Origin of the sequence: Micromonospora sp. NPDC047762, assembly GCF_043204655.1 — a bacterium.
GTDB lineage: Bacteria > Actinomycetota > Actinomycetes > Mycobacteriales > Micromonosporaceae > Micromonospora.
Window position 1 is genome coordinate 591608 of record NZ_JBIDCQ010000001.1, and the last position, 20666, is coordinate 612273.

Genomic DNA, 20666 nt, shown 5'->3' on the forward strand with positions numbered 1-20666 from the left:
GGAGGCGACCGTGCAGCTCGCCCTGGTCCACGCCCGCTACCAACTCCTGGAGATCATCCGGATTCCGGTGGCCGTCTTCGGCAGCGCCTTCTTCCCGGCCGCCTCCATGATCTTCTTCGTGGTGCCGTTCGCCGGTGACGATCCGGTCGGTGCCACCTACGCCACCGCGTCGATGGTCACCTTCTCGGTGATGAGCGCCAACATCTTCCAGTACGGCGTCGGTGTCGCCGAGGACCGCGACCAGCCCTGGAACCCGTACACCCGGACCCTGCCGACCGGGCCGGGCCCGCGGTTCGCCGGCCGGGTGCTGGCCGGCCTGGCGCTGACCTACCTGTCGCTGATCCCGGTCGTGGTGATCGGCGCGACGCTGACCGCGGCCCAGGTCACGCCGGCGGCGTTCCTACTGGCTCTCGGGACGGTGGCCGTCATCTCGGTGCCGTTCACGCTGATGGGGCTCGCCATCGGCTACCTGCTGCCGAGCAAGGCGGCGATCGTGGTGGCACAGCTGATCTTCCTGCCGCTGGCGTTCGGCGGCGGGCTGCTCTCCGCGCCGGGCGACGCGCCCGGGTTCATCGAGACGATCGCGCCGTACCTGCCGACCCGGGGCGCTGCGGAACTGATGTGGGCGTCGGTGGCCGACTACGACGTGCAACCGCTGGCACTGATCATGCTCGGTGTCTGGGTGGTGCTGCTCGCCGCGCTCGCCGGTTGGGCGTACCGACGGGACGAGGGTCGCCGGTTCAGCTGACGATTCGTCCGTTTCCGCCCCGGGCTGCGGCGGGACGGTGCCAGGATTCCGGCAGGGGGCCGCCGTGGCCGCCGGGCCGAGAGGGGTCTTGACGTGAGCACCGTCCCGCCGGGTACGCCCTGCTGGGCCGACCTGGCCACCCCGGACCTGACCGACGCGCGGCGTTTCTACCCGGAGCTGTTCGGTTGGACCGGCCGGGTCACCCCGGAACCCGAGGCGGGCGGCTACACGGTCTTCCTGCTCGACGGCAAGCCGGTGGCCGGCGCCGGCCCGCCCGCGATCCCGGACCAGATCCCGATCTGGTCGACCTACCTCGCCACCGACGACGCCGAACTGGTCGCCGGCCGGGTCGAACGGGCCGGCGGGCAGGTCGTCGTACCACCGTTCGAGGTCTTCGACAGGGGCTGGATGGCGGTCTTCGCCGACCCGGCCGGTGCCACGTTCAGCGTCTGGCAGCCGCTGGCCATGGCCGGTGCCGAGGTGTTCAACGTGCCCGGCGCGATGAGCTGGAACGAGCTGGTCACCCCCGACCCCGAGGGCGCGAAGGTCTTCTACGAGCTGGTGTTCGGCTGGCAGCCCGACGACCAGGCGGTGGGCGCGATGACGTACACCGGGTGGCGGCTCGGGACACAGATCGTCGCCGGGATGATGCCGCCGTTGGCCGACGACTTCCCGGCCGACCTGCCCGCGTACTGGACTGTGTACTTCGCGGTTGCCGACGCGGACGCCGCCGCGGCCCGCGCCGCCGAGCTGGGCGGAACGATCCTGGTCCCGCCCCGCGACATCCCCGCGGGCCGCTTCGCCGCCCTCCGCGACCCCCAGGGCGCCCTCTTCTCCGTCATCGACCTGGGCCCCTGACCCAGCGCCCGCGCGCTCAGGGGCGGGTGGGACGGACGGGGACCACCAGGGGGCCGTGGGAGCCGGGGACCACCCGGACGCTGGCCCGGTAGTGGGTGGCGAGCAGTTCCTCGGTCAGCACCTCGGTCGGAGTTCCGGCGGCCACCACCTGACCGGCGGCGAGCATCACCATCCGGTCGGCGTACTCCCCGGCCAGAGAGAGGTCGTGCATCGTGGCCAGGACGGTCAGGCCGTGCTCCCGGCGCAGCTGGTCGACGACTTCGAGCACGTCCTGCTGGTGGCCGATGTCGAGCGCGCTGGTCGGCTCGTCGAGCAGCAGCAGCGTCGCGCCCTGGGCGAGCGCGCGGGCGAGGAACACCCGCTGCCGTTCGCCGCCGGAGAGGGTGGCCAGTTCGCGACGGTGGAAGCCGGCGAGGTCCAACCGCCCCAGCACCTCGTGCACGGCGTCGACGTCGGCTGTCGACTCCCGGCCCAGGGTCGGAATGTACGGGGTGCGGCCGAGCAGCACGTAGTCCAGCACCGACATGCCGGGCGGCACCACCGGGGACTGCGCCACCGTGGCCACTATCCGGGCGCGGTCCCGGCGGCGCAGCGCGGCACTCGGCGTACCGAAGAGAGTGATCGCCTTCGGCGCGGGCAGCAGGCCGCCGACGGCGCGTAACAGGGTGGATTTGCCGGCGCCGTTCGGGCCGATCACGGTGACCCACTCGCCGACGGCGACGGTGAGGTCGACGCCGGTCAGGATCGGCGTGCCACCGAGGTCGACGTACAGCCCGCGCACCTCGACGGCCGGCGTGCCGGCGGCGGGTTCGCGGCTCACGTGAGCGCTCGCCGGGCGGTCCGCAGCACGAGGACGAAGAACGGGCCGCCCAGCAGGGCGGTCACCACTCCGATGGGCAGCTCGGACGGAGCGGCGGCGGTGCGGGCCACCACATCGGTCAGCGCCAGGAACGCGCCGCCGAACAGCAGTGACATCGGCAGGATCACCCGGTAGCTGGACCCGGCGAGCAGCCGGACGGTGTGCGGCACGATGATGCCGACGAAGCCGATCAGGCCGGTCGCGGAGACCGCCGCGGCGGTGCCCAGCGAGGCGGCGGCGATCAACAGGTACCGGGTGCGCTGCGGGTGCAGGCCCAGACTCCTCGCCTCGTCGTCGCCGACCGCGAGGACGTCCAGCTCGCGGCGGTGCAGCAGCACCACCACTGTGGTCAGCGCGGCGTACGGCAGCACCAGCAGCACGTCGTGCCAACCGGCGGTGGCCAGCCGGCCGAGCAACCAGGAGTACACCGGCTGGATGGTGTCGGCGTTGCGTTGCAGGAGGTACGTCTGCCCGGCGGAGAGGAACGCGGAGACCGCCACCCCGGCCAGGATCAGCATGGCCGGTGACCCGCGTCGGCCACCGGCCGCGCCGAGCACGTAGGTCATCGTGACGGCGAGCAGCGAACCGGCGAACGCGGCCAGCGGAATGGTCATCGGCAACCCGGAGAGCGTGCCCTGCCGGCCGGCGCCGCCGAGGGCGATCGCCGCGGTGACCGCGAGGCCGGCGCCGGCAGCCACACCGAGCAGGTACGGGTCGGCCAGCGGGTTGCGGAACACGCCCTGGTAGCAACCACCGGCGAGGGCGAGCAGACCGCCGACGAGCAGGCCCAGCACCACCCGGGGCAGGCGCAGCTCGGTGACGATCGCGATCTCACGTTCGGTCAGCCCGCTGTCGAGGTGCACCCCGGGAAACAGGTTGAGCAGCTCGGCGGCGACGCTGCCCGGGGGCAGGCTCACCGGGCCGAGCGACACCCCGACGACGAGCGCGACGAGCACCGCCACCAGGCCCGCGACCAGCCACCGCATGCGCAGCCCGGCGGGCCGCGCCCCGGACGGCAGCCCGGCGGGCCGGGCCGTGGACCGCAGCCCGGCGGGCCGGGCCGGGGAATGTGGCTCGGCCCGCAGGGATGACGGTGGCGGCTCGGTCGGCTGACCGGTTGGTGCCGGATCGGACACCTGTCGCGGCCCGGTCACTGACGGACGACGGTCACGCCGGCACCTTGGCGACCGCGTCGACGATGACCCGGAGCAGGTCCACGACCCGTGGGCCCCAGCGGGAGGCGATGTCGTCGTCGAGGGCGACGACCTGGTTGTTCTTCACCGCGGTGAGGCCCGCCCAGCCACTGCGCGCCTTGACCGTGTCGGCGCTCTGCTGGCAGCACTTGGCATCGGCCAGGAAGACGAAGTCCGGATCGGCCTTGACGATGATCTCCTGGGACAGCTGCGGGTAGCCGAAGTTCTTGCCGTCCGCGTCGGCCGGGTCGGCGATGTTGGTCAGGCCGGCCAGGCTGTAGAGCGAGCCGATGAAGGTCTTGCTGGTGGCGCTGTACAGCTCCGGGCCCAGCTCGTGGAAGTAGGTGAGCTTCTCGGCGCGCTGCGGCAGGTCCTTGACCAGCTTGGCGATGTCGTCCTTCATCCGGGTGGCGACGTCGGTGGCCTGGTCGGCGTGACCGGTCAGCGTGCCCAGCTCGGTGATCTGCCGGTACGAGTCGTCGAGCGTGACCGCCGCCGGGGTCTGGTACACCGGAATCTTCAGCTTGCCGAGCTGCTCAACGATCTTGTTGCGGTCATCGGAGAGCACCACCAGGTCCGGGTTCTTGCCGGCGATCGCCTCGGCGTTCGGCTGGAAGGCGGAGAGGTCGGTCTTGGGCACGTCGGCCGGGTAGTTCGACTGGTCGTCGACGGCGGTCACCTGCGGGCCGGCACCGATTGCGAAGAGCATCTCGGTGGCGGTGGGCGACAGCACGACGATCTTCTCGGGGCGCTTGTCGAGGGTGAGCGCGCCGACGGTGACCGGGTACGCGGCGGCAGCGGTGCCGGCGCTCGGCTTGTCGTCGGCCTTCTCGGCGCATGCGCCGAGGGCGAGCGCGGCGACCGCGAGGGTCGCCGCGAAGATTCGAGGGGTACGTCTGTTCATAGGGGCCTCCTGTCGGTCGAGGAGTGTGGTGCTTCGCCGACAGGGACTTTCGTACGCCCGCCCACGAGGCGCCCTTCCTCGAGAGCGCGTTTCGCGACCGATCCGTAGGCGACCTGGCTCGTCCCCACCGACCGGTGGGGCATCACAGTTGCGGGACAGCGCCGGGATGAGCACCGGCTTCGCTGCGGACTGGTCGCTAAGACGGTAGCGCACCGCCGGGACGTGCCGGATCGATCAAGGGCCGATCAGCGTGGGTCGATCGCAGAGCCCTTGTGCACGAGGGGTTTGTCCCGGATCTGGAGGCTCAGGAGCGGGTGGTGGGGCCCCGCCGGGGCGGGACGGGGCCCCACCCGATCAGGAGGAAGTGATGGTGACGTTGTCCACAGCCGCCTCCACCAGGCTGGCTCCGGACGCGTCCGCCGCCTCGACGAGCACGCGGACCGACTGGCCGGCGTACGGGGTGAGGTTGAGGTTGGCCACCGCCCAGGTTCCGTTACGGTTGCTGGCCGCGCCGGCCTGGGTGAGCAGCGCTGTGGTGCCGCCGTTGTGCACCACGCTCACCCGCAGGTAGTCCGCCGACGAGGCGTTCGAGCCGTGCGCCAGGTACCAGGCGAGCGAGAGCGTCAGCGTGCCGGACGACGGCAGTGTCACCGCCGGTGACCGGGCGCTGGTCACTCCGCCGTCCACGTCGTAGTCACCGGCCGCCGAGCCGGCGAGCCGGCCGGTGACCAGGTCGTTGGATCCGGCGTACGGGGTGAGCTGCTTGGCTCCGGAGGACGTGGTCGCCTGGGCGGCGCCCCGCTCGAACGCGCCGAGGGTGGCGGTGTCGGTGCCGGACGGGTTGATGGTCCAGCCGGTGGCGGTCTCGAAGGTGTCCGACCAGACAGTGGTTCCGCCACCGCCGCCGCAGTACTGCGCCTGCTTGCCGATGGCCCGGTACGGGCAGTCGGCGTACTCGCTGAGGAGCAGCACCGCCTCCCGGTTGCGCGAGGTCTGCGCCGGGATCACCTCGTCGGGCGGGTAGAAGCCGCCGCCGCCGGACGAGCCCGGGTACATCTCGAAGGTGTACGCCCAGATGTTGTGGGTCGCCCACATCCAGTCGAGGCTGTCTCCGTCGGTGATGTAGAGATCGCTCGACTGTTCCGGGGTGTAGCCGTTGGTGGCCGCCATCTGCTGACCGATGGTGGCGAAGGTGTTGTACTGGTCCGCGTTCATCCCGGTCGCGGTGTTCGCCGTGGTGTAGCCGTACGGCCAGAGCACCAGCTGCGAGTACGTGTGGAAGTCGATGTTGGCCTTGATCTGCTGCACACCGCCGACGACCCGGCCGTTGACGAAGTTGCGCAGCGCCTGCGTCTCGGGCGCGGAGAACGCCGACGGCCCCCGGTAGGTCTCCGACGAGGTGGTGCCGGACGAGCCGCCGCAGCATCCCCAGTTGTAGGACCAGTTGCGGTTCAGGTCGGTGCCGACGTTGGACGAGCCGCTGTTGGGTTGCCGGTTCTTGCGCCAGGACCGGTACGACCCGGTGGCGATGTCGTACTCGCTGCCGTCCGGGTTGACCGTCGGCACGATCCAGAGCTCCCGGCCGTTGACGATGTTGGTGATCCGGGAGTCGCTGCCGTAGCTGTCGGTGAAGAGGTTGAGCAGGTAGATCGCCATCTCGACGGTCAGGTGCTCACGAGCGTGCTGCTGGGAGTTGAACAGGATTTCCGGCTCGTTCTCGTCGGTGCCGACGTTGTCGGAGATCTTCACGGCCATCAGGTCGCGGCCCTCGTACGACGAACCGATGCTGATCTTGCGGGCGATCGCCGGATGGTCGGCGACGACCTGGTTCACGACGGCGGTCAGTTCCGCGTAGTCGTGGTAGTTCGAGTCGGCCGGCGGGAAGGCCAGCGCGCCGAAGTCGCCAGCGCCTCGTTCGGCGTTGGGTGGCGGGGCGAGCGGTTCCAAACGGAAGCCGAGCTTGCCGATCGCGGCGGCCTCGGCCGCGGTGGCCGAGATGTGCAGCACGCCGTGTTCGGAGTAGTCGATGGCGGCTCCGGTGCGGGCCACCGCGTTGCGGTCGGCGAGGGTCCGGGGCCCGAGCACCCGGTAGCCGGCGGCGGCCTGCTCAGCGGTGCGGTCCGGTGCCGGTCGGGCGGCGACCGGGCCGGCGGCGACGGTGACGATGCCCAGCCCGGTGACGACAGCGAGCACCAGGACACGGCGGAGGGGGATGGGCGTGCGGAGGGCCATGGACTACCTCCTCGATGGGCGGGAGATCCCGCTCGGTGAAGGACACTTCACCACCTGTCACATGGTCATATCAACATTGATCGTTGTGTTGGCCATCCCAGGCGGATCATCATGGCGGCAATGATTTTCCACCTATCAACATCTGGCGAAACTTCCCTCCAAGCGGAAAACTGACCAGCGACGATGCCCCCTCGACACCGCGGAGCACCCATGGCCAGACCCCGCCTGCGCGCGGCCGCCCTCGCCGGCGTCACCACGCTCACACTGCTCACCAGCGCCACACCCGCGCTGGCGGCGCACCCGCCCGCCCCCGCCCACGACGAGCAGATCACCTACCAGGACTGGTCCGGGCCCGCCGACTGGCACCGGGGCAGCCGGGCCGGCACCCGCGTCGTGCCCGGCGCCCGATCGGGCGTCACCCTGGCCCGCCCGGCCGGCACCACCGAGTACGCGGACCCGCACACCGGCACCACCCGCACCTGGGAGTACGGCACCTGGACCTCGCCGGTGACCCGGGTCGGGTTCGACGCCACCGAACTGATCGCCTCCTGGAACGCGGAGACCCCCGCCGGCACCTGGATCCAGGTGGAGATGCAGGGCAGCTACACGAGCGGCGACCAGACCCCGTGGTACGTCCTGGGTCGCTGGGCGTCCGGCGACACCGACATCCGGCGGACCAGCGTCAACCGGCAGGGCGACCCCTGGTCGACGATCTGGACCGACACCTTCAGCATCGACGACGCCACCGCCGGGGTGCTGCTGCGGTCGTACCAGCTCAAGCTGACCCTCTACCGCGCTCCCGGGCAGAGCGCCGCCCCGGTGGTCCGGATGCTCGGCGCGATGAGTTCCACGGTGCCGGACCGGTTCACGGTGCCGCCGAGCGCCGGACACATCGCCTGGGGCCGGGAACTGCCGGTGCCGCGTTACTCGCAGAACGTGCACTCCGGGCACTACCCCGAGTACGACGGCGGCGGCGAGGCGTGGTGCTCACCCACCTCGACGGAGATGGTCGTCGAGTACTGGGGTCGCCGACCGTCGGCGGCCGACACCTCCTGGGTGGACCCCACCTACCCCGACCCGACCGTCAACCACGCCGCCCGGATGACCTACGACTACGCGTACGACGGCGCGGGCAACTGGCCGTTCAACACCGCGTACGCGGCCAGCTTCCCCGGGCTGGAGGGCCGGGTGACCCGGCTGCACTCGCTGGACGAGCTGGAGCGTTTCATCGCCGCCGGCATCCCCGTCGTGACCAGCCAGTCATTCCTCGCCAGTGAGCTGGACGGGGCGAACTACGGCACCTCCGGACACCTCTTCGTGGTGGTCGGCTTCACCGCCGACGGCGACGTGATCGTCAACGACCCGGCCTCGTCCAGCAACGACGTCGTGCGCAACGTCTACAAGCGTGCGCAGTTCGAGCAGATCTGGCTGCGCACCAAGCGCACCAACGCCAGCGGCGGCGTCTCCGGCGGCTCGGGCGGCATCGCGTACCTGATCAAGCCCACCACAAAGCCCTGGCCCAAGGTCCCCGGCTCCACCAACTGGTAGACCCGGATGCGGTTGATCATGAAGTTATTGCCCGACCGATCGGCGTGTCGTGGCAATAACTTCATGATCAACGCGGGGAGTCGGGGGTTTGGGTGGGGGGGTCTGGGGTGGGGGTTTGGGTTTGGGCTTGGGCTTGGTCTTCGCCGGCCAGGGCGGAGCGGAGGCGTTCCTTCTCGGTGCGGCGGCGCTCGGCTGCTTCGGCGATCTCCCCGGCCATCTCGTCCCGCCAACCACGCAGCAGGAAGAAGGAGAGCGCGGCGGAGAACACCAGCGCCAGCATCAGCTTCAGGAACACGTTCATGTCGACCAGCCAGAGGCCCGCCAGCACTGCGACGAACAGCCCGATCCGGCCCAGCGTGTACTTGAGCGCGGCACTCACCTGCACCACTCCGTTCTCTCCGTCGCCCGCCACTGCCGGCGGAAGGGTCGAGCCGCCCGACGGGCGGTCGCGGTCAGCCGGTCCGGCGGGCCAGCCAGCGGACACCCGGGAACCAGAGGGCCGCGTACGCCACAGTGAACGCCGCCGCCGCCAACGCCCCGGAGAGCAGCGGCGGCAACCCCGCACCCAGACCGGCGATCAGCAACCCGGCGAACACCCCGACGGCAGCGGCGACCACCGCCGCCACCACCCGGGCGGCGCCGAACTCCCAGGCCCGGAAGTCGTCCCAGAACAGCCAGGCCGGCAGGATCACCGCCAGCCAACCGTTCGTGTGCCCGAAGTCGCCGGCGCCGATCGAGGCGAACGCCCAGTCGAACAACACCAACGCGAGCACGCCGATGACCAGGCCGGCCAGGCACACCCCGAGCAGATCGCCCAGGGTACGGATGCGGCCCTCGGCGTCCCGGCGGGGAAACCCGCTCTGCGGCTCAGGTCCTCGTTGCTCGGTCATCGACTGCGAGGGTACGTGGTGGCTCAGGCCCAGACCTGCTGCGGCTCGGCGCGCCGCTCGGCCAGCGACGGGGCCTTGTCGTACTCCCGGACCACGTTGTAGCGGGTGTCCCGCTCGACGGGCTGGAAGCCGGCGTCCCAGATCAGGTGCAGCAGGTCGTCCCGGTGCATGGTGTTCGGGGTGCCGTACGAGTCGGCGTCGTGGGTGATCTTGTATTCGACGACGGAGCCGTCCAGGTCGTCCACGCCGAAGTTCAGCGAGAGCTGGGCCACCGACAGCCCGTGCATCACCCAGAAGTTCTTCAGGTGCGGCACGTTGTCGAAGAGCAGCCGGGAGACGGCGAACGTCTTCAGCGACTCGGCCGGCGAGGCCATCGTGGTGCGCGCCTGGATCCGGTTGCGGATCTTGCCGTCCGCCGAGTCGACGAAGTCGTGCTGGTAGCGCAGCGGGATGAAGACCGCGAAGCCGCCGGTCTCGTCCTGCAACTCGCGCAGCCGCAGCACGTGGTCGACGCGGTGCCGGGGCTCCTCGATGTGGCCGTACAGCATCGTCGCCGGGGTCTTCATGCCCTTGCTGTGCGCCAGGGCGTGGATGCGCGACCAGTCTTCCCAGTGGCAGGCGTGGTCGACGATGTGCTGTCGGACCTCCCAGTCGAAGATCTCCGCGCCGCCACCGGTCAGCGACTCCAGACCGGCGTCCATCAGCTCGTCGAGGATCTCGTCGGCGCTCAGGCCGCTGATCTTCTCGAACCACTGCACCTCGGTCGCCGTGAAGCACTTGAGCTTGACGTTCGGCAGCGCCGCCTTCAGCTCGCGCAGCACCTTCGGGTAGTAACGCCAGGGCAGCGTGGGGTGCAGGCCGTTGACGATGTGCAACTCGGTGAGCTGCTCGTCCTCCATCTCCTTGGCCTTGCGGACCGCCTCGTCGATGCGCATCGTGTACGCGTCCTTCTCGCCCGGCTTGCGCTGGAACGAGCAGTACGCACAGGACGCCGAGCAGACGTTCGTCAGGTTGAGGTGCCGGTTGACGTTGAACATCACCCGCTCGCCGTTCAGCTCGGTGCGCTTGTGGTGCGCCAGCCGCCCCAGCCAGGTCAGGTCGTCGCTCTCGTAGAGGGCGACCCCGTCCTCCCGGGTCAGCCGCTCACCGGCGTACACCTTCGCTTCGAGCTCACGCTTGAGTCCGGCGTCCATGGCACGTCCCTTCCACCTGCGGTCCGGATCGAGCGTACGTCGCGACACCGACGGGCCTGCCGGCACGGTCGCTGGCAGCGACCCACCTCACCAGACTCTCAGCCTCCCGTAACCCGACAACACATCGACATGAGTGGCGCGGTGCGGTAGTAACAAGGTGGGGCGGAACACACACACTGGTACCGTCCCGGCGGTCGCGCCCACCGAGCGCGACGACGAGTGGTTGGACGGGGAGCGGCATGGTCTACAGCGGGCGCGGGCGACGGCAGCGACGACGGAGCCCGGTGATCTCGCCGGTCCTGCGTCCGAAGCTCTGGGCCGCCCTGCTCGGCGCGATCGCCGCAGCCGTGCTGGCCACCCCCGCGTACGCGGAGCCCGGCGTGCCGACCACAGTGCCGGACACGGGTTCGCGCCCGGCGGTCACCGGCTCGCTCCAACTGCCCGGCGGCGCGCCGGTCGCCGGCGTGCCCGCCCCTCCGGTGGTCAACATCGGCAACGGTCCGCTGGCCACCGCGATCTCCGCCGGTGAGGTCCAGGTCGGCGCGCTCGGCGAGGATTTGCTGGTGAGGCGGCAGAAACGCGTCGACGCCCAGGCGCAGCTCGACGCGGCCGGCAAGGCGCTGGCGACCGCGCAGGACGCCCTGCTCCGGGCCCAGCAGTCGGCCGACACCGCCGCCGCCGAGGCCGTCAAGGCCGCCGCCGCGCTGCCGCCGGGCGACTTCGCCCAGGACATCCGCGGGCTGAGCCGCCTCCAGGCGATCACCCGTGGCGAGAAGGTCGACGGCGGCACCACCGGCGTGGCCGGGGAGCTGTCCCGGGCCCGCGCGGGCGAGCAGGCCGCGTACCAGAAGCACAGCCAGGCCAAGGATCTGCTTGCCGCCGCCGAGGCGGAGTTCACCACCGGTGAGACGGCGCTGCGCACCGCCGAGGCGAGCCTGCTCAAGCTGCGCCGGGACAACGCCGCCGCGCTGATCGAGATCGAACGTCAGCAGGAAGCCGCCGAGCAGCAGATCGGTGCCGGCTACGTCTCCAACCAGAGCATCAGCGGCATGGCCGCGCACCCCCGGGCACTGGCCGCGGTCCGGTACGCGCTCGCCCAGCTCGGCGACCCGTACAAGTGGTCCGAGGAGGGGCCGAACCAGTTCGACTGCTCCGGCCTGATGTGGGCGGCGTACCGGTCCCCCGGCGCTGACTACTTCGACCTGCCACGGGTCTCCCGCGACCAGTACGCCGCCACCCGGGGCCGCACCGTCCCGCAGAGCGCGCTGCTCCCCGGCGACCTTCTCTTCTTCGCCTCAGGCAGCAGCTGGACGACGATCCACCACGTGGGCATGTACATCGGCAACGGCAAGATGGTGCAGGCGCCCACCACTGGCGACGTCGTCAAGATCTCGGTCGTCCGCTGGTCCCGGCTGTACGCCGCCACCCGGGTGATCGGCGCGGTGCCGGCACCGGTCGTGACCAACCCGACCCCGCCCGTGTCGACCCCGAAGCCCACCCCGTCGCCGACGAAGACCACCAAGCCGACGCCCACACCGTCGCCGACGAAGACCACCACCCCGAAGCCCACCGAGAGCGCGACGCCCACGCCGACGCCGACGCCGACGCTGACGACCACCCCGACGCCCACTCCGACCGGCAGCACCACGCCGAAGCCGTCGAGCACTGCGAGCAACCCTCCGACGACCCTGCCCCCGGCAACGACCAGCGCGCCGGCCAGCACGTCTCCGCCGACCACGCCGAAGGCCAGCACGAGCGCGTCGAGCAGTAGCAGCGCGACGGGCAGCCCCAGCGCCACGGGCTGATCCGCCACGACCGGCTCCGGCTGTCCGCTCGGGAAGATCTGTGGCACCGTGACAACCAGGCACATCCGACTCGACGTCACGGGTCCGGGTGCGAGCACGGCGCGGAGGGCGGAAATGGCCGAGCAGAGAGATCCGGCGGAGACTGTCGACCCCGTGGTCGACCAGGCCGGCCCACCAGGGCCGGACACCGTCGACCAGCCCGGCCCACCGGGGCCGGACACCGCCGAGCCGGTGGCTGCCAGCGACGCCAACCCGGCTGCCACCAGCTCGACAGGCAGCGACACCAGCTCGACGGACGCCGGCTCCGCCGCCAGCGACGCCGCCCCGGCGGTCAGCGGCACGGCGGTCAGCGGTCAGGTCGGCGGTGGCACGGCAGCGGTCGTCGCTGACGACTCGACCAACGCCGATGACGACGCGGCGGCCGGCGACGAGCGCCAGAGCCCGGCGGCGGCACCGGTACGCGCACGTGCCAGCGTCGTGACCGCCGGCGCTCTCCGCAGTGACCTGCCGGCCAGCGCTCCGGTCACCGCGACCACCTACCGTGCGACCGGCTCGGCCAGCCCAGCCGACGTGTCGTTGCCGGGCCAGCGAAGCGACTCCTCAGCGCCGGCCCGGGCCAGCGCCACGGTTCCGAGCAGCAGCCGGGGCACTGCCAGCGCCCTGGGCACCCCGGACCGTCGCGAGAGCGCGCCCGCCGTCTATCGAGCCGCGCCGGTGGGTGCCGAGCCGGCCCAACCTCCGACGCCGTCGACTCCGGAGCCGGAGCCGGACCCCACGCCACCCGGCCCCGGGCCGACCCAGCCGTCGCCACCGGAACCGGAGCCCGCGCCGGCCCCGGGTCCGTACCCGCCCGGTCCGGCGCCGACGCCGGGTCCCCGACCGACGCCGCCGCCCGATCCGGTTCCACCCCTTCCGGGCCCGCCGTCCCCGCCGCCCTCGCCGATGCCGCCCATCCCCGGTCCGCCGACGCCGCCCGTCCCGAGCCCGCCGCTGCCGCCACCCGGTCCGCCGGTGCCGGCACCACCGGCCCCGCCCGGCCCGATGCCGGCACCGCCGTTTCCGCCGCCGCCCGCGATGACCGACACGCCCGGCGTACGGGCCAGCGCCTCGGTCTCCGCACCACCAGCCGGGTGGTCGTCCCCCGCCGGGGCGACCCGCCCGACGTCCGGTGCCGGCTGGGCCGGTGCAGCCGTCTCCGCGCCGCCGGTGGTGCCCGCACCGGCACTGCCGAGCTGGCCACCGTCCACCGCCGGGGCACCTTCGTCGACCGCGCACGCCGGAAACTCGCGTGTGACCGCGCCGCCGAGCGGCCCGCCGGCTGGCTCCGCCGGACGGGACGCTGCCGGCGCCCGTGGTGGGCGGCGCGACAACCGCACCGACCTGGCCGGCACCGTCTACGGCAACGGCGAGGGCGCCGGCTTCACCACTGTCGCGATACCCGCCAACGCGGTGGAGAACTCAGGCTCGCTGACCGGGCACATCCTGGCCCAGGGGTGGTCCGACACGCCGGCCGAACGGTCCAGTAACGCCCGGGTGATGATCGTCCTGGCCGCCGCTCTGGGGCTGCTGGTCGCGATCAGTGTCATGGTCGTCCTGCTGGCCGGCGACGCCCTGGACGGTCTGGTGGGCAGCGTGCTCAACGGGTGAGCCAGCGAGCGCCGGCGATGGTGAGTCCGCCCACTACGGTCGGTCAACCGACTGGCGGCTTCGCCAGACCGCCGTACACTGGTTGAGATCACTGACCCGGCGCGCGTGGTGTGCGCCCCTGGGCGATCTTGCGGGCGATCCGGCGGCACAGCCGCGGCAGGCCATCGCGAAGATGCGCCCCGCTCGAAAGGTTTTTGTTGACCACCTCTGCTGACCACAGCACCGTTACGTCCGTTTTCAACTCAGTCCCGGCGGCCGACGCCTCCCGGGAGCAGCTCGACGTCGCCCCGAGCGAGGCCGGCACCCCTGCGGTAGCGACCGCTCAGACCGAGACCGCCGAGCCGATGAGCTTCGCCGCTCTCGGCCTTCCGGAGCAGTTGGTCCGCGCGCTGGCCCAGCAGGGCATCACCAGCCCGTTCGAGATCCAGCGGGCCACCGTTCCGGACGCGCTCGCCGGCCGCGACGTGCTGGGCCGCGGGCAGACCGGGTCGGGCAAGACGCTCGCCTTCGGTCTGCCGATGATCGCCCGGCTGGCCAACCGCAACCGGGCCCGGCCGATGCGTCCGCGCGCCCTGGTCCTGGTGCCCACCCGCGAGCTGGCCATGCAGGTCAACGACGCCCTGGTGCCGTTGGGCAAGTCCGTCGGCATCTTCCTCAAGACCGCCGTCGGCGGCGTCCCGTACGACCGGCAGATCGACGCGCTGCGCCGCGGCGTGGAGATCATCGTGGCCACCCCGGGCCGACTCGGCGACCTCATCGAACGGGGCATCTGCCAGCTCGACGACGTCGAGGTGACGGTGCTCGACGAGGCCGACCAGATGGCCGACATGGGCTTCCTGCCCGAGGTGACCGATCTGCTGGCGAAGACGCCCGCGGGCGGTCAGCGGCTGCTCTTCTCGGCCACCTTGGACGGTGACGTCGACGCGTTGGTCAAGCGGTTCATGACCGACCCGGTCACCCACTCCACGGCGCCCTCCACCGCCTCGGTGTCCACCATGGACCACCACATGCTGTTGATCCCGCCGCACGAGAAGTTCCCGGTGGCGGCCTCGATCGCCGCCCGGGACGGCCGGACCATGGTCTTCGCCCGCACGCAGCTCGGTGTGGACCGGCTGGTCGAGCAGCTCGCGGCCGTCGGCGTACGCGCCGGTGGGCTGCACGGCGGCAAGACCCAGCGGATGCGCACCAAGACGCTCGCCGAGTTCCGTGAGGGCCGGATGAACGTGCTGGTCGCCACGGACGTGGCGGCGCGAGGCATCCACGTCGACGGGGTCACCCTGGTGCTGCACGTCGACCCGCCGAAGGACCCCAAGGACTACCTGCACCGCGCGGGGCGTACCGCCCGGGCCGGCGAGTCGGGCGCGGTCGCCACGCTGGTGCTGCCCAAGCAGCGCCGTACCACCCTGGCGATGATGGAGAAGGCCGGCGTCGCGCCGGCCGAGACCCGGGTCCGGGTCGGGGACGCGGCGTTGGCCGAGCTGGTCGGCGCCCGCGAGCCCAGTGGCGTCCCGGTCCGCGTCGAGGCGGAGCCCCGGGGCTACGGCGACCGCTCGGGCGGACCGCGCCGGTTCGGCGACCGCCCGCAGGGCGAGCGGCGCTACGGCGACCGCCCGCAGGGTGACCGGAGCTACGGCGGCCGCCCGCAGGGCGACCGGAGCTACAGCGACCGGCCCACCGGCGAGCGGCGCTACGGCGACCGGCCCACCGGCGAGCGCCGCTTCGGTGACCGCCCGCAGGGTGACCGGAGCTACGGCGGCCGCCCGCAGGGCGACCGGAGCTACAGCGACCGACCGCAGGGCGAGCGCCGCTTCGGCGACCGGCAGCACAGCGACCGACCGCAGGGCGACCGGGGCTACGGCGACCGACCGCAGGGCGAGCGGCGTTACGCCGATCGGGACACCCGGGGGTACGGCGACCGGCCGCAGGGCGAGCGCCGGTTCGGCGACCGGCCGCAGTTCGGTGACCGCGACGGTCGGGGCGACCGACCGACCGGCGAGCGGCGCTTCGGCGACCGGCCGCAGGGTGAACGGCGCTTCGGCGACCGGGACGCTCGGGGTGGGTTCCGCCCGGAGAGCCGGGTCCGGGACGACCGGCCCCGCGACGACCGGCCCCGCGAGGACCGCCCGCGTGACGACCGGCGCGGTTTCGGCGGGCGACCGGCAGCTCGTACCTACTGATTGATTTACCGAACGCCGTCGTGAAGCCCAGGCTTCGCGGCGGCGTTCGCGCATGCCCTGCCGATACCGAGCAGGTCGCGTAACGTCCGGCTCATGCCGACCATGCCGAAGTCGATCTTCTGGTCCCGGACGGACACCGCCGGCAGCGAGCAGGTTCTGCTCGACGACGGCCACGGGTTGACGGCCCGGGGCACTCTGCTCGCCGTGGACCCGATCCCGTGGACCGCCCGCTATCAGCTGACCACCACGCCGGACTGGGCCACCACCCGCGTCGAGGTCGAGGCAGAGGGTCTCGGCTGGCTGCGCCGGGTGACCCTGGAGCGGGCCGCCGGCCGCTGGCGGGTGACCACCGCCGAGCAGGGCGACCTGGACGCCGCCCTGGTCGCGGCCGGTCATCCCCGCGCCGGTCTGCCGGGTACGGACGACCCGGACCGGCTGGCCGACGCGCTCGACGTCGACCTGAGCGGTTCGCCGCTGTTCAACACTCTGCCGGTCCACCGGCTTCGGATGGCGGCGGAGCCGGCCGATGTGGCGCACCGGATCACAGTTGCCTGGGTGCTGCTGCCCGGCCTGGAGGTGGTGCCGGCCGAGCAGATCTACACCGGGCGCGGGCCCGGTCGGGTGCGCTTCGCCAGCGGCACCTTCACAGCCGACATCGATCTGGACGACAGCGGCTACGTGGTGCGCTACCCCGGGCTGGCCGAACGGATCGATCCGCGCTGATCAGCCTCGTGACGGGCCAGTGGCTCGGCCGATCGGCCCGGGATGGGTCGGGCTCCGCTGACGGCCCATGGGGGCTCCGCTGACCGCTTCAGGCGGGCCAGGTCCCGCTGGCCAGGAAGCGTTCGATGGTGGCCAGGTGCGGAGCCAGGTCGAGGCCCTGGGCGGCCACCCAGTCGTCGGCGTAGTACGTGTCGGCGTACCGGTCGCCCGGGTCGCAGATCAGGGTGACCACCGAGCCGGTCCGACGCTCGGCGAGCATCGCGGCGATGAGTCCGAACGCGCCCCACAGGTTGGTCCCGGTGGACCCGCCCACCCGGCGGCCGAGCAGCGCCGAGCCGGCGCGCATGGCGGCCAGGGACGCCGCGTCCGGCACCTGGACCATCCGGTCCACCACCGAGGGCAGGAACGACGCCTCCACGGTGGGCCGGCCGATCCCCTCGATGCGGGAGCCCTTCCCGGTGCGTACCGACCAGTCGGCGGCCAGCCAGGCCGGGTAGAACGCCGAGTTGTCCGGGTCGACGACGCAGAGCTTGGTGGCGAGCCGGCGGTACCGGGCGTAGCGGCCGATGGTCGCGCTGGTGCCCCCGGTGCCGGCGCCCACCACGACCCAGGCGGGGATCGGGTGCCGCTCCAGCTCCAACTGCGCGTAGATCGACTCGGCGATGTTGTTGTTGCCCCGCCAGTCGGTCGCGCGCTCGGCGTAGGTGAACTGGTCCATGAAGTGCCCGCCGGAGTCCTCGGCGAGCCACCGGGCCTCGACCACCACGCTCGCCGGGTCGTCGACCAGGTGACACCGGCCGCCCTGGAACTCGATCTGGGTGATCTTCTCGGGCGAGGTGGAGGCGGGCATCACCGCGATGAACGGCAGGCCCAGCATCCGGGCGAAGTACGCCTCGGAGACCGCCGTGGAACCCGACGACGCCTCGACGATCGTGGTGCTCGGCCCGATCCAGCCGTTGCAGAGCCCGTAGAGGAACAGTGAACGGGCCAGCCGGTGCTTCAGCGAGCCGGTGGGGTGTGACGACTCGTCCTTGAGGTAGAGGTCGATCCCCCACTCCCTGGGCAGCGGGAACGGCAGCAGGTGGGTGTCGGCGGACCGGTTGGCGTCTGCCTCGACGGCGGCGATCGCCTCGGTCACCCAGGTTCTGCTGGATTCGTCGCACCGGTCGAGATGAGTCACGCTCGGAAACCTAGCAAGCGGGCCGGCGGTGGTCAGCGCGGGTCCGGCGGCGTTGACCTGCGGCGTTGGCGGCGCTGACCGGCGCGGCCGGCGGCCCGGACGATCGGGGTGAGTGCGACGGCCAGTCTGGGCAGTGCGTCCAACAGGCGCACCTGCGCTCCCCGCCAGCGGGGCAGGCTGACCACCGGACGTGGCCGGCGGGCCAGCCGGACGGCCCGCGCCGCCACCTGCTGCGCGGTCAGCATCGATCCGGTGAACGAGGCCACCGCCCCCGGGTCGTCCAGCCGGTCGTGCAGCATCGGGGTCCAGATGCCGTCCGGGCAGAGGCAGGAGACGTGCACCCGCCGGTACCCGGCAATCCGCAGGTCGGACAGGGTGCCGAGGCTGAAGGCCAGCAGGGCGTGCTTGCTGGCCGCGTACACCGTCTCGCCGGGCGCGGCGATCAGCCCGGCCAGCGAGACGACGTTGAGCACGTGGCCGTGACCCTGGGCGCGCATCACGGCCAGCGCGGCGAGGGTGCCGTTCATGGCCCCGTGGGTGTTCACGTCGAGCAGCCGACGGCGGGTCGCGGCGTCGTGCTCCCACGACGCACCGGTGACCAGGATGCCGGCGTTGTTGACCCAGAGGGCGAGGTCACCCCGGCCTGCCGCGTCCGCGGCGACGGCGGCGCAGGCGGCCTCGTCCCGGACGTCCAGCGCGGCCGACCAGCCGCCGAGCGGCGCGGCGGCGCTCTGCACCGCCACCGGGTCAAGGTCGGTGAGCAGCACCGACCAACCGTCGGTGTGCAGCGCGGTGGCGATGGCACGGCCCAGGCCGCCGGCAGCGCCGGTCACCACGGCCACGGGACGCGGCGGCTGGGTCATCGGCGCACGCTACCGCTGGCCGCCCGGGCGACACCAGGGGTACGCGGCGGTCAGGGCGCGGGCGGGCCGACCGGCTGGGGGCGGTTCTCCCACTTCGTGGAGAGCGCGATGGCGGTACGGGTGGAGGCCACCCCCGGCGTCCGGTTCAACCGCACGATCAACTGCTCCAGCTCGGCGATCGTGCCGACCCGCGCCTTGAGCAGGAACGACTCCACCCCGGCCATGAAGTAGCAGGACTCGATCTCGGGCAGCACCCGCAGCGACTCCAGCATGTCGTCGCTGTCGGCACCGGAGTCCTCGACGATGCCGATCAGCGCCGTGACACCCAACCCGATCGACTCCGGAGCCACATCCGCGCGGTAGCCCCGGACGACGCCGCTGCTCTCCAGCTTGCCGACCCGCTCGTGCACGGCCGGCGCCGAGAGACCCACCTGACGGGCCAACTCGGCGTACGAGAGGCGGGCGTTGCCGCGCAGCAGGTCGACGAGGCTCAGGTCGATGGCATCCACAGAGAGTCACCTTAACCGCTGACGCGTAACGTGCGGCCTTCGGCACCCGTTGGACTGAGCGGTGAGTCACTGTTCATAAACCACCGGTCAGGGTCGAGGTAGCACCAGTAACATTACTAACTCCCCACTCAGTGCATTTTTCGCGTTTGGGCGGACAGGCCATGTCCCTGGTGCTGTAATTGCCATACGTCCCTCATGACGGCTCTGGGCTACGCACCAGCCGGGGGCAGTGTGTTCAGCCGGGGGCTTCGTCGACGCGAGGAGGGGGCTGTGGACACTGGAGATCGCCTGCTGACACCGGGTGAGGTCGCCGCGCTGTTTCGGGTAGACCCGAAAACTGTGACGAGATGGGCGGCGGCCGGCCGGATAGGAAGCATCCGGACTCCAGGCGGGCATCGCCGGTTTCGGGAATCCGAGGTGCGAGCCCTGCTTGAGGGGGAGGGCATGCTGGACGAAGTGGATGAGGTCGGTAAGCCACGCAATGTGGGGCCGGCAGCATCCACGGGGCCGGGTCCGGCCAACGCCGGCATGTACTGAACTGGTGCGGACAACGCCACGCGGACCGGACACCAGTCCGGTCCGCGTCCCGCTTCGGCCAACCGCCGGGCGGCAGCACCGCTCGTGCTGAGCAGCACAACCATGCCCAGCGCGAGCGGGATGGCCCAGCACGAGCGGGACGGCTCAGCTCCGGGCCGCGCCGAGCTGGCCGGACCACCGCCGGAACAGGGTGTGCGGGACGCCGAGCGCGTCCAGCACCTTGCCGGCCACGAAGTCGACAAGTTGCTGCGCGCTGGCCGCCGCCCCGGCGCCGTAGAAGCCGGGGCTGGCCGGCAGCACCACCGCGCCCGCGTCGTGCAGGGCGATGAGGTGCTCCAGGTGGCTGCGGGTCACCGGTGTCTCCCGGGGGACCAGCACCACGGGACGGCGTTCCTTGAGGTTGACCTCAGCGGCGCGCTGCAACAGGTCCTTGGAGAGCCCGATCGCGATGCCCGCGCAGGCGGCCGTGCTGGCCGGGACCACTGCCATTCCGCGTACCCGGTAGGAGCCGCTGCTCGGCCCGGCGGCCAGGTCGCCGGCCGGCCAGTGCCGCACATCCGCCGCGGTCAGGTCCCGATCCAGCCAGGCGGCGAGGTCCTCGGCCCAGTGCCCGTCACGGAAGGGGCGGCCGGTCTCGTCGAGCACTGTGAGTCGTGCCGCCCGGGACACGATCAGGTCCACCGGCTCGCCCGCGTCGAGCAGTCCGCCGATGACGGCCGCCGCGTACGGCGTGCCGGAGGCACCGGAGACCCCGACCACCCATGGTTCCCGCATGCCCCCAGCCTGCCTGGTCCGGCTGG

At 72.0% G+C, this 20666-nt stretch carries 19 protein-coding genes; 8 read left to right on the plus strand and 11 right to left on the minus strand.

All coding sequences use genetic code 11. The features are described from left to right. Positions 1 to 10 precede the first annotated feature (10 nt). On the plus strand, positions 11 to 748 hold the full coding sequence (locus ACGF3C_RS02925; RefSeq protein WP_357229269.1) for an ABC transporter permease: 738 nt from the start codon (positions 11 to 13) through the stop codon (positions 746 to 748). 93 nt (positions 749 to 841) lie between these two features. Then, the gene (locus ACGF3C_RS02930; protein ID WP_355004826.1) at positions 842 to 1606 is read left to right on the plus strand and encodes a VOC family protein; all 765 of its coding nucleotides are present in this window, start codon (positions 842 to 844) and stop codon (positions 1604 to 1606) included. A 16-nt stretch (positions 1607 to 1622) separates the two neighbouring features. Here ACGF3C_RS02930 and ACGF3C_RS02935 read toward each other — a convergent pair whose 3' ends face one another. From ACGF3C_RS02935 to ACGF3C_RS02950, 4 genes are all read right to left on the minus strand, one after another. Beyond that, the gene (locus tag ACGF3C_RS02935) at positions 1623 to 2426 is read right to left on the minus strand and encodes an ABC transporter ATP-binding protein (RefSeq protein WP_393218232.1); all 804 of its coding nucleotides are present in this window, start codon (positions 2424 to 2426) and stop codon (positions 1623 to 1625) included. After that, the gene (locus tag ACGF3C_RS02940) at positions 2423 to 3451 is read right to left on the minus strand and encodes an iron ABC transporter permease (RefSeq protein WP_357229278.1); all 1029 of its coding nucleotides are present in this window, start codon (positions 3449 to 3451) and stop codon (positions 2423 to 2425) included. The genes ACGF3C_RS02935 and ACGF3C_RS02940 overlap by 4 nt, the downstream gene beginning before the upstream one ends. A gap of 181 nt (positions 3452 to 3632) precedes the next feature. Continuing rightward, the gene (locus ACGF3C_RS02945) at positions 3633 to 4562 is read right to left on the minus strand and encodes an ABC transporter substrate-binding protein (protein ID WP_357229273.1); all 930 of its coding nucleotides are present in this window, start codon (positions 4560 to 4562) and stop codon (positions 3633 to 3635) included. A 354-nt stretch (positions 4563 to 4916) separates the two neighbouring features. Then, positions 4917 to 6794 carry a M14 family metallopeptidase gene (locus ACGF3C_RS02950; RefSeq protein WP_393218236.1) on the minus strand — a complete coding sequence of 626 codons (1878 nt, stop codon included), beginning with the start codon at positions 6792 to 6794 and terminating at the stop codon, positions 4917 to 4919. A 210-nt stretch (positions 6795 to 7004) separates the two neighbouring features. On the opposite strand from ACGF3C_RS02950, the gene ACGF3C_RS02955 reads away from it, so the two are divergent. Beyond that, positions 7005 to 8342 (plus strand): C39 family peptidase, encoded by a 1338-nt coding sequence (locus ACGF3C_RS02955; RefSeq protein WP_393218239.1) that lies wholly within the window; start codon positions 7005 to 7007, stop codon positions 8340 to 8342. Between the two features lie 67 nt (positions 8343 to 8409). On the opposite strand, the gene ACGF3C_RS02960 is transcribed toward ACGF3C_RS02955, so the two are convergent. The 3 genes from ACGF3C_RS02960 to mqnE form a co-directional block, all read right to left on the minus strand. Further along, complete coding sequence (locus ACGF3C_RS02960; protein WP_393219060.1) at positions 8410 to 8721, minus strand: DUF4229 domain-containing protein; 312 nt, start codon at positions 8719 to 8721, stop codon at positions 8410 to 8412. A 73-nt stretch (positions 8722 to 8794) separates the two neighbouring features. Continuing rightward, positions 8795 to 9232 carry a hypothetical protein gene (locus ACGF3C_RS02965; RefSeq protein WP_355004821.1) on the minus strand — a complete coding sequence of 146 codons (438 nt, stop codon included), beginning with the start codon at positions 9230 to 9232 and terminating at the stop codon, positions 8795 to 8797. A 23-nt stretch (positions 9233 to 9255) separates the two neighbouring features. Continuing rightward, a complete protein-coding gene (mqnE, locus tag ACGF3C_RS02970) occupies positions 9256 to 10425 on the minus strand; it encodes an aminofutalosine synthase MqnE (protein WP_091395685.1) in 1170 nt (389 codons plus the stop codon). Between the two features lie 239 nt (positions 10426 to 10664). Here mqnE and ACGF3C_RS02975 point away from each other — a divergent pair, with 239 nt between their 5' ends. From ACGF3C_RS02975 to ACGF3C_RS02990, 4 genes are all read left to right on the plus strand, one after another. Then, on the plus strand, positions 10665 to 12230 hold the full coding sequence (locus ACGF3C_RS02975) for an NlpC/P60 family protein (protein WP_357230833.1): 1566 nt from the start codon (positions 10665 to 10667) through the stop codon (positions 12228 to 12230). A gap of 114 nt (positions 12231 to 12344) precedes the next feature. Further along, positions 12345 to 13877 carry a hypothetical protein gene (locus tag ACGF3C_RS02980; RefSeq protein WP_393218244.1) on the plus strand — a complete coding sequence of 511 codons (1533 nt, stop codon included), beginning with the start codon at positions 12345 to 12347 and terminating at the stop codon, positions 13875 to 13877. A gap of 344 nt (positions 13878 to 14221) precedes the next feature. Continuing rightward, positions 14222 to 16054 carry a DEAD/DEAH box helicase gene (locus ACGF3C_RS02985; RefSeq protein ID WP_393219063.1) on the plus strand — a complete coding sequence of 611 codons (1833 nt, stop codon included), beginning with the start codon at positions 14222 to 14224 and terminating at the stop codon, positions 16052 to 16054. 102 nt (positions 16055 to 16156) lie between these two features. Further along, on the plus strand, positions 16157 to 16777 hold the full coding sequence (locus tag ACGF3C_RS02990) for a putative glycolipid-binding domain-containing protein (RefSeq protein WP_357197933.1): 621 nt from the start codon (positions 16157 to 16159) through the stop codon (positions 16775 to 16777). An 88-nt stretch (positions 16778 to 16865) separates the two neighbouring features. Here the strand turns inward: ACGF3C_RS02990 and ACGF3C_RS02995 are convergent, their stop codons facing one another. From ACGF3C_RS02995 to ACGF3C_RS03005, 3 genes are read right to left on the minus strand one after another with little or no spacing between them, the layout of a single operon-like run. Beyond that, complete coding sequence (locus ACGF3C_RS02995) at positions 16866 to 17957, minus strand: PLP-dependent cysteine synthase family protein (RefSeq protein WP_393218247.1); 1092 nt, start codon at positions 17955 to 17957, stop codon at positions 16866 to 16868. Between the two features lie 32 nt (positions 17958 to 17989). Beyond that, entirely contained in the window at positions 17990 to 18820 is an 831-nt protein-coding gene (locus ACGF3C_RS03000; protein ID WP_393218250.1) for an SDR family NAD(P)-dependent oxidoreductase, read from the minus strand. A gap of 50 nt (positions 18821 to 18870) precedes the next feature. Further along, positions 18871 to 19329: an Lrp/AsnC family transcriptional regulator gene (locus ACGF3C_RS03005; protein WP_357226261.1), complete on the minus strand. Its 459-nt coding sequence runs from the start codon at positions 19327 to 19329 to the stop codon at positions 18871 to 18873. A gap of 270 nt (positions 19330 to 19599) precedes the next feature. Here ACGF3C_RS03005 and ACGF3C_RS03010 point away from each other — a divergent pair, with 270 nt between their 5' ends. Then, a complete protein-coding gene (locus ACGF3C_RS03010) occupies positions 19600 to 19866 on the plus strand; it encodes a BldC family transcriptional regulator (RefSeq protein ID WP_007454516.1) in 267 nt (88 codons plus the stop codon). 144 nt (positions 19867 to 20010) lie between these two features. Here the strand turns inward: ACGF3C_RS03010 and ACGF3C_RS03015 are convergent, their stop codons facing one another. Then, on the minus strand, positions 20011 to 20640 hold the full coding sequence (locus ACGF3C_RS03015; protein WP_355004816.1) for a UbiX family flavin prenyltransferase: 630 nt from the start codon (positions 20638 to 20640) through the stop codon (positions 20011 to 20013). Positions 20641 to 20666: the final 26 nt, after the last annotated feature.

Excerpts from the sequence above, each read along its gene's own strand:
- ACGF3C_RS02940 (WP_357229278.1), bottom strand. The coding sequence starts at position 3,451 with ATGCGGTGGCTGGTCGCGGGCCTGGTGGCGGTGCTCGTCGCGCTCGTC.
- mqnE (WP_091395685.1), bottom strand. The coding sequence starts at position 10,425 with ATGGACGCCGGACTCAAGCGTGAGCTCGAAGCGAAGGTGTACGCCGGT.
- ACGF3C_RS02975 (WP_357230833.1), top strand. The coding sequence starts at position 10,665 with ATGGTCTACAGCGGGCGCGGGCGACGGCAGCGACGACGGAGCCCGGTG.
- ACGF3C_RS02990 (WP_357197933.1), top strand. The coding sequence starts at position 16,157 with ATGCCGAAGTCGATCTTCTGGTCCCGGACGGACACCGCCGGCAGCGAG.
- ACGF3C_RS02980 (WP_393218244.1), top strand. The coding sequence starts at position 12,345 with ATGGCCGAGCAGAGAGATCCGGCGGAGACTGTCGACCCCGTGGTCGAC.
- ACGF3C_RS02955 (WP_393218239.1), top strand. The coding sequence starts at position 7,005 with ATGGCCAGACCCCGCCTGCGCGCGGCCGCCCTCGCCGGCGTCACCACG.
- ACGF3C_RS02965 (WP_355004821.1), bottom strand. The coding sequence starts at position 9,232 with ATGACCGAGCAACGAGGACCTGAGCCGCAGAGCGGGTTTCCCCGCCGG.
- ACGF3C_RS03015 (WP_355004816.1), bottom strand. The coding sequence starts at position 20,640 with ATGCGGGAACCATGGGTGGTCGGGGTCTCCGGTGCCTCCGGCACGCCG.
- ACGF3C_RS02985 (WP_393219063.1), top strand. The coding sequence starts at position 14,222 with ATGAGCTTCGCCGCTCTCGGCCTTCCGGAGCAGTTGGTCCGCGCGCTG.
- ACGF3C_RS02950 (WP_393218236.1), bottom strand. The coding sequence starts at position 6,794 with ATGGCCCTCCGCACGCCCATCCCCCTCCGCCGTGTCCTGGTGCTCGCT.
- ACGF3C_RS03000 (WP_393218250.1), bottom strand. The coding sequence starts at position 18,820 with ATGACCCAGCCGCCGCGTCCCGTGGCCGTGGTGACCGGCGCTGCCGGC.
- ACGF3C_RS02945 (WP_357229273.1), bottom strand. The coding sequence starts at position 4,562 with ATGAACAGACGTACCCCTCGAATCTTCGCGGCGACCCTCGCGGTCGCC.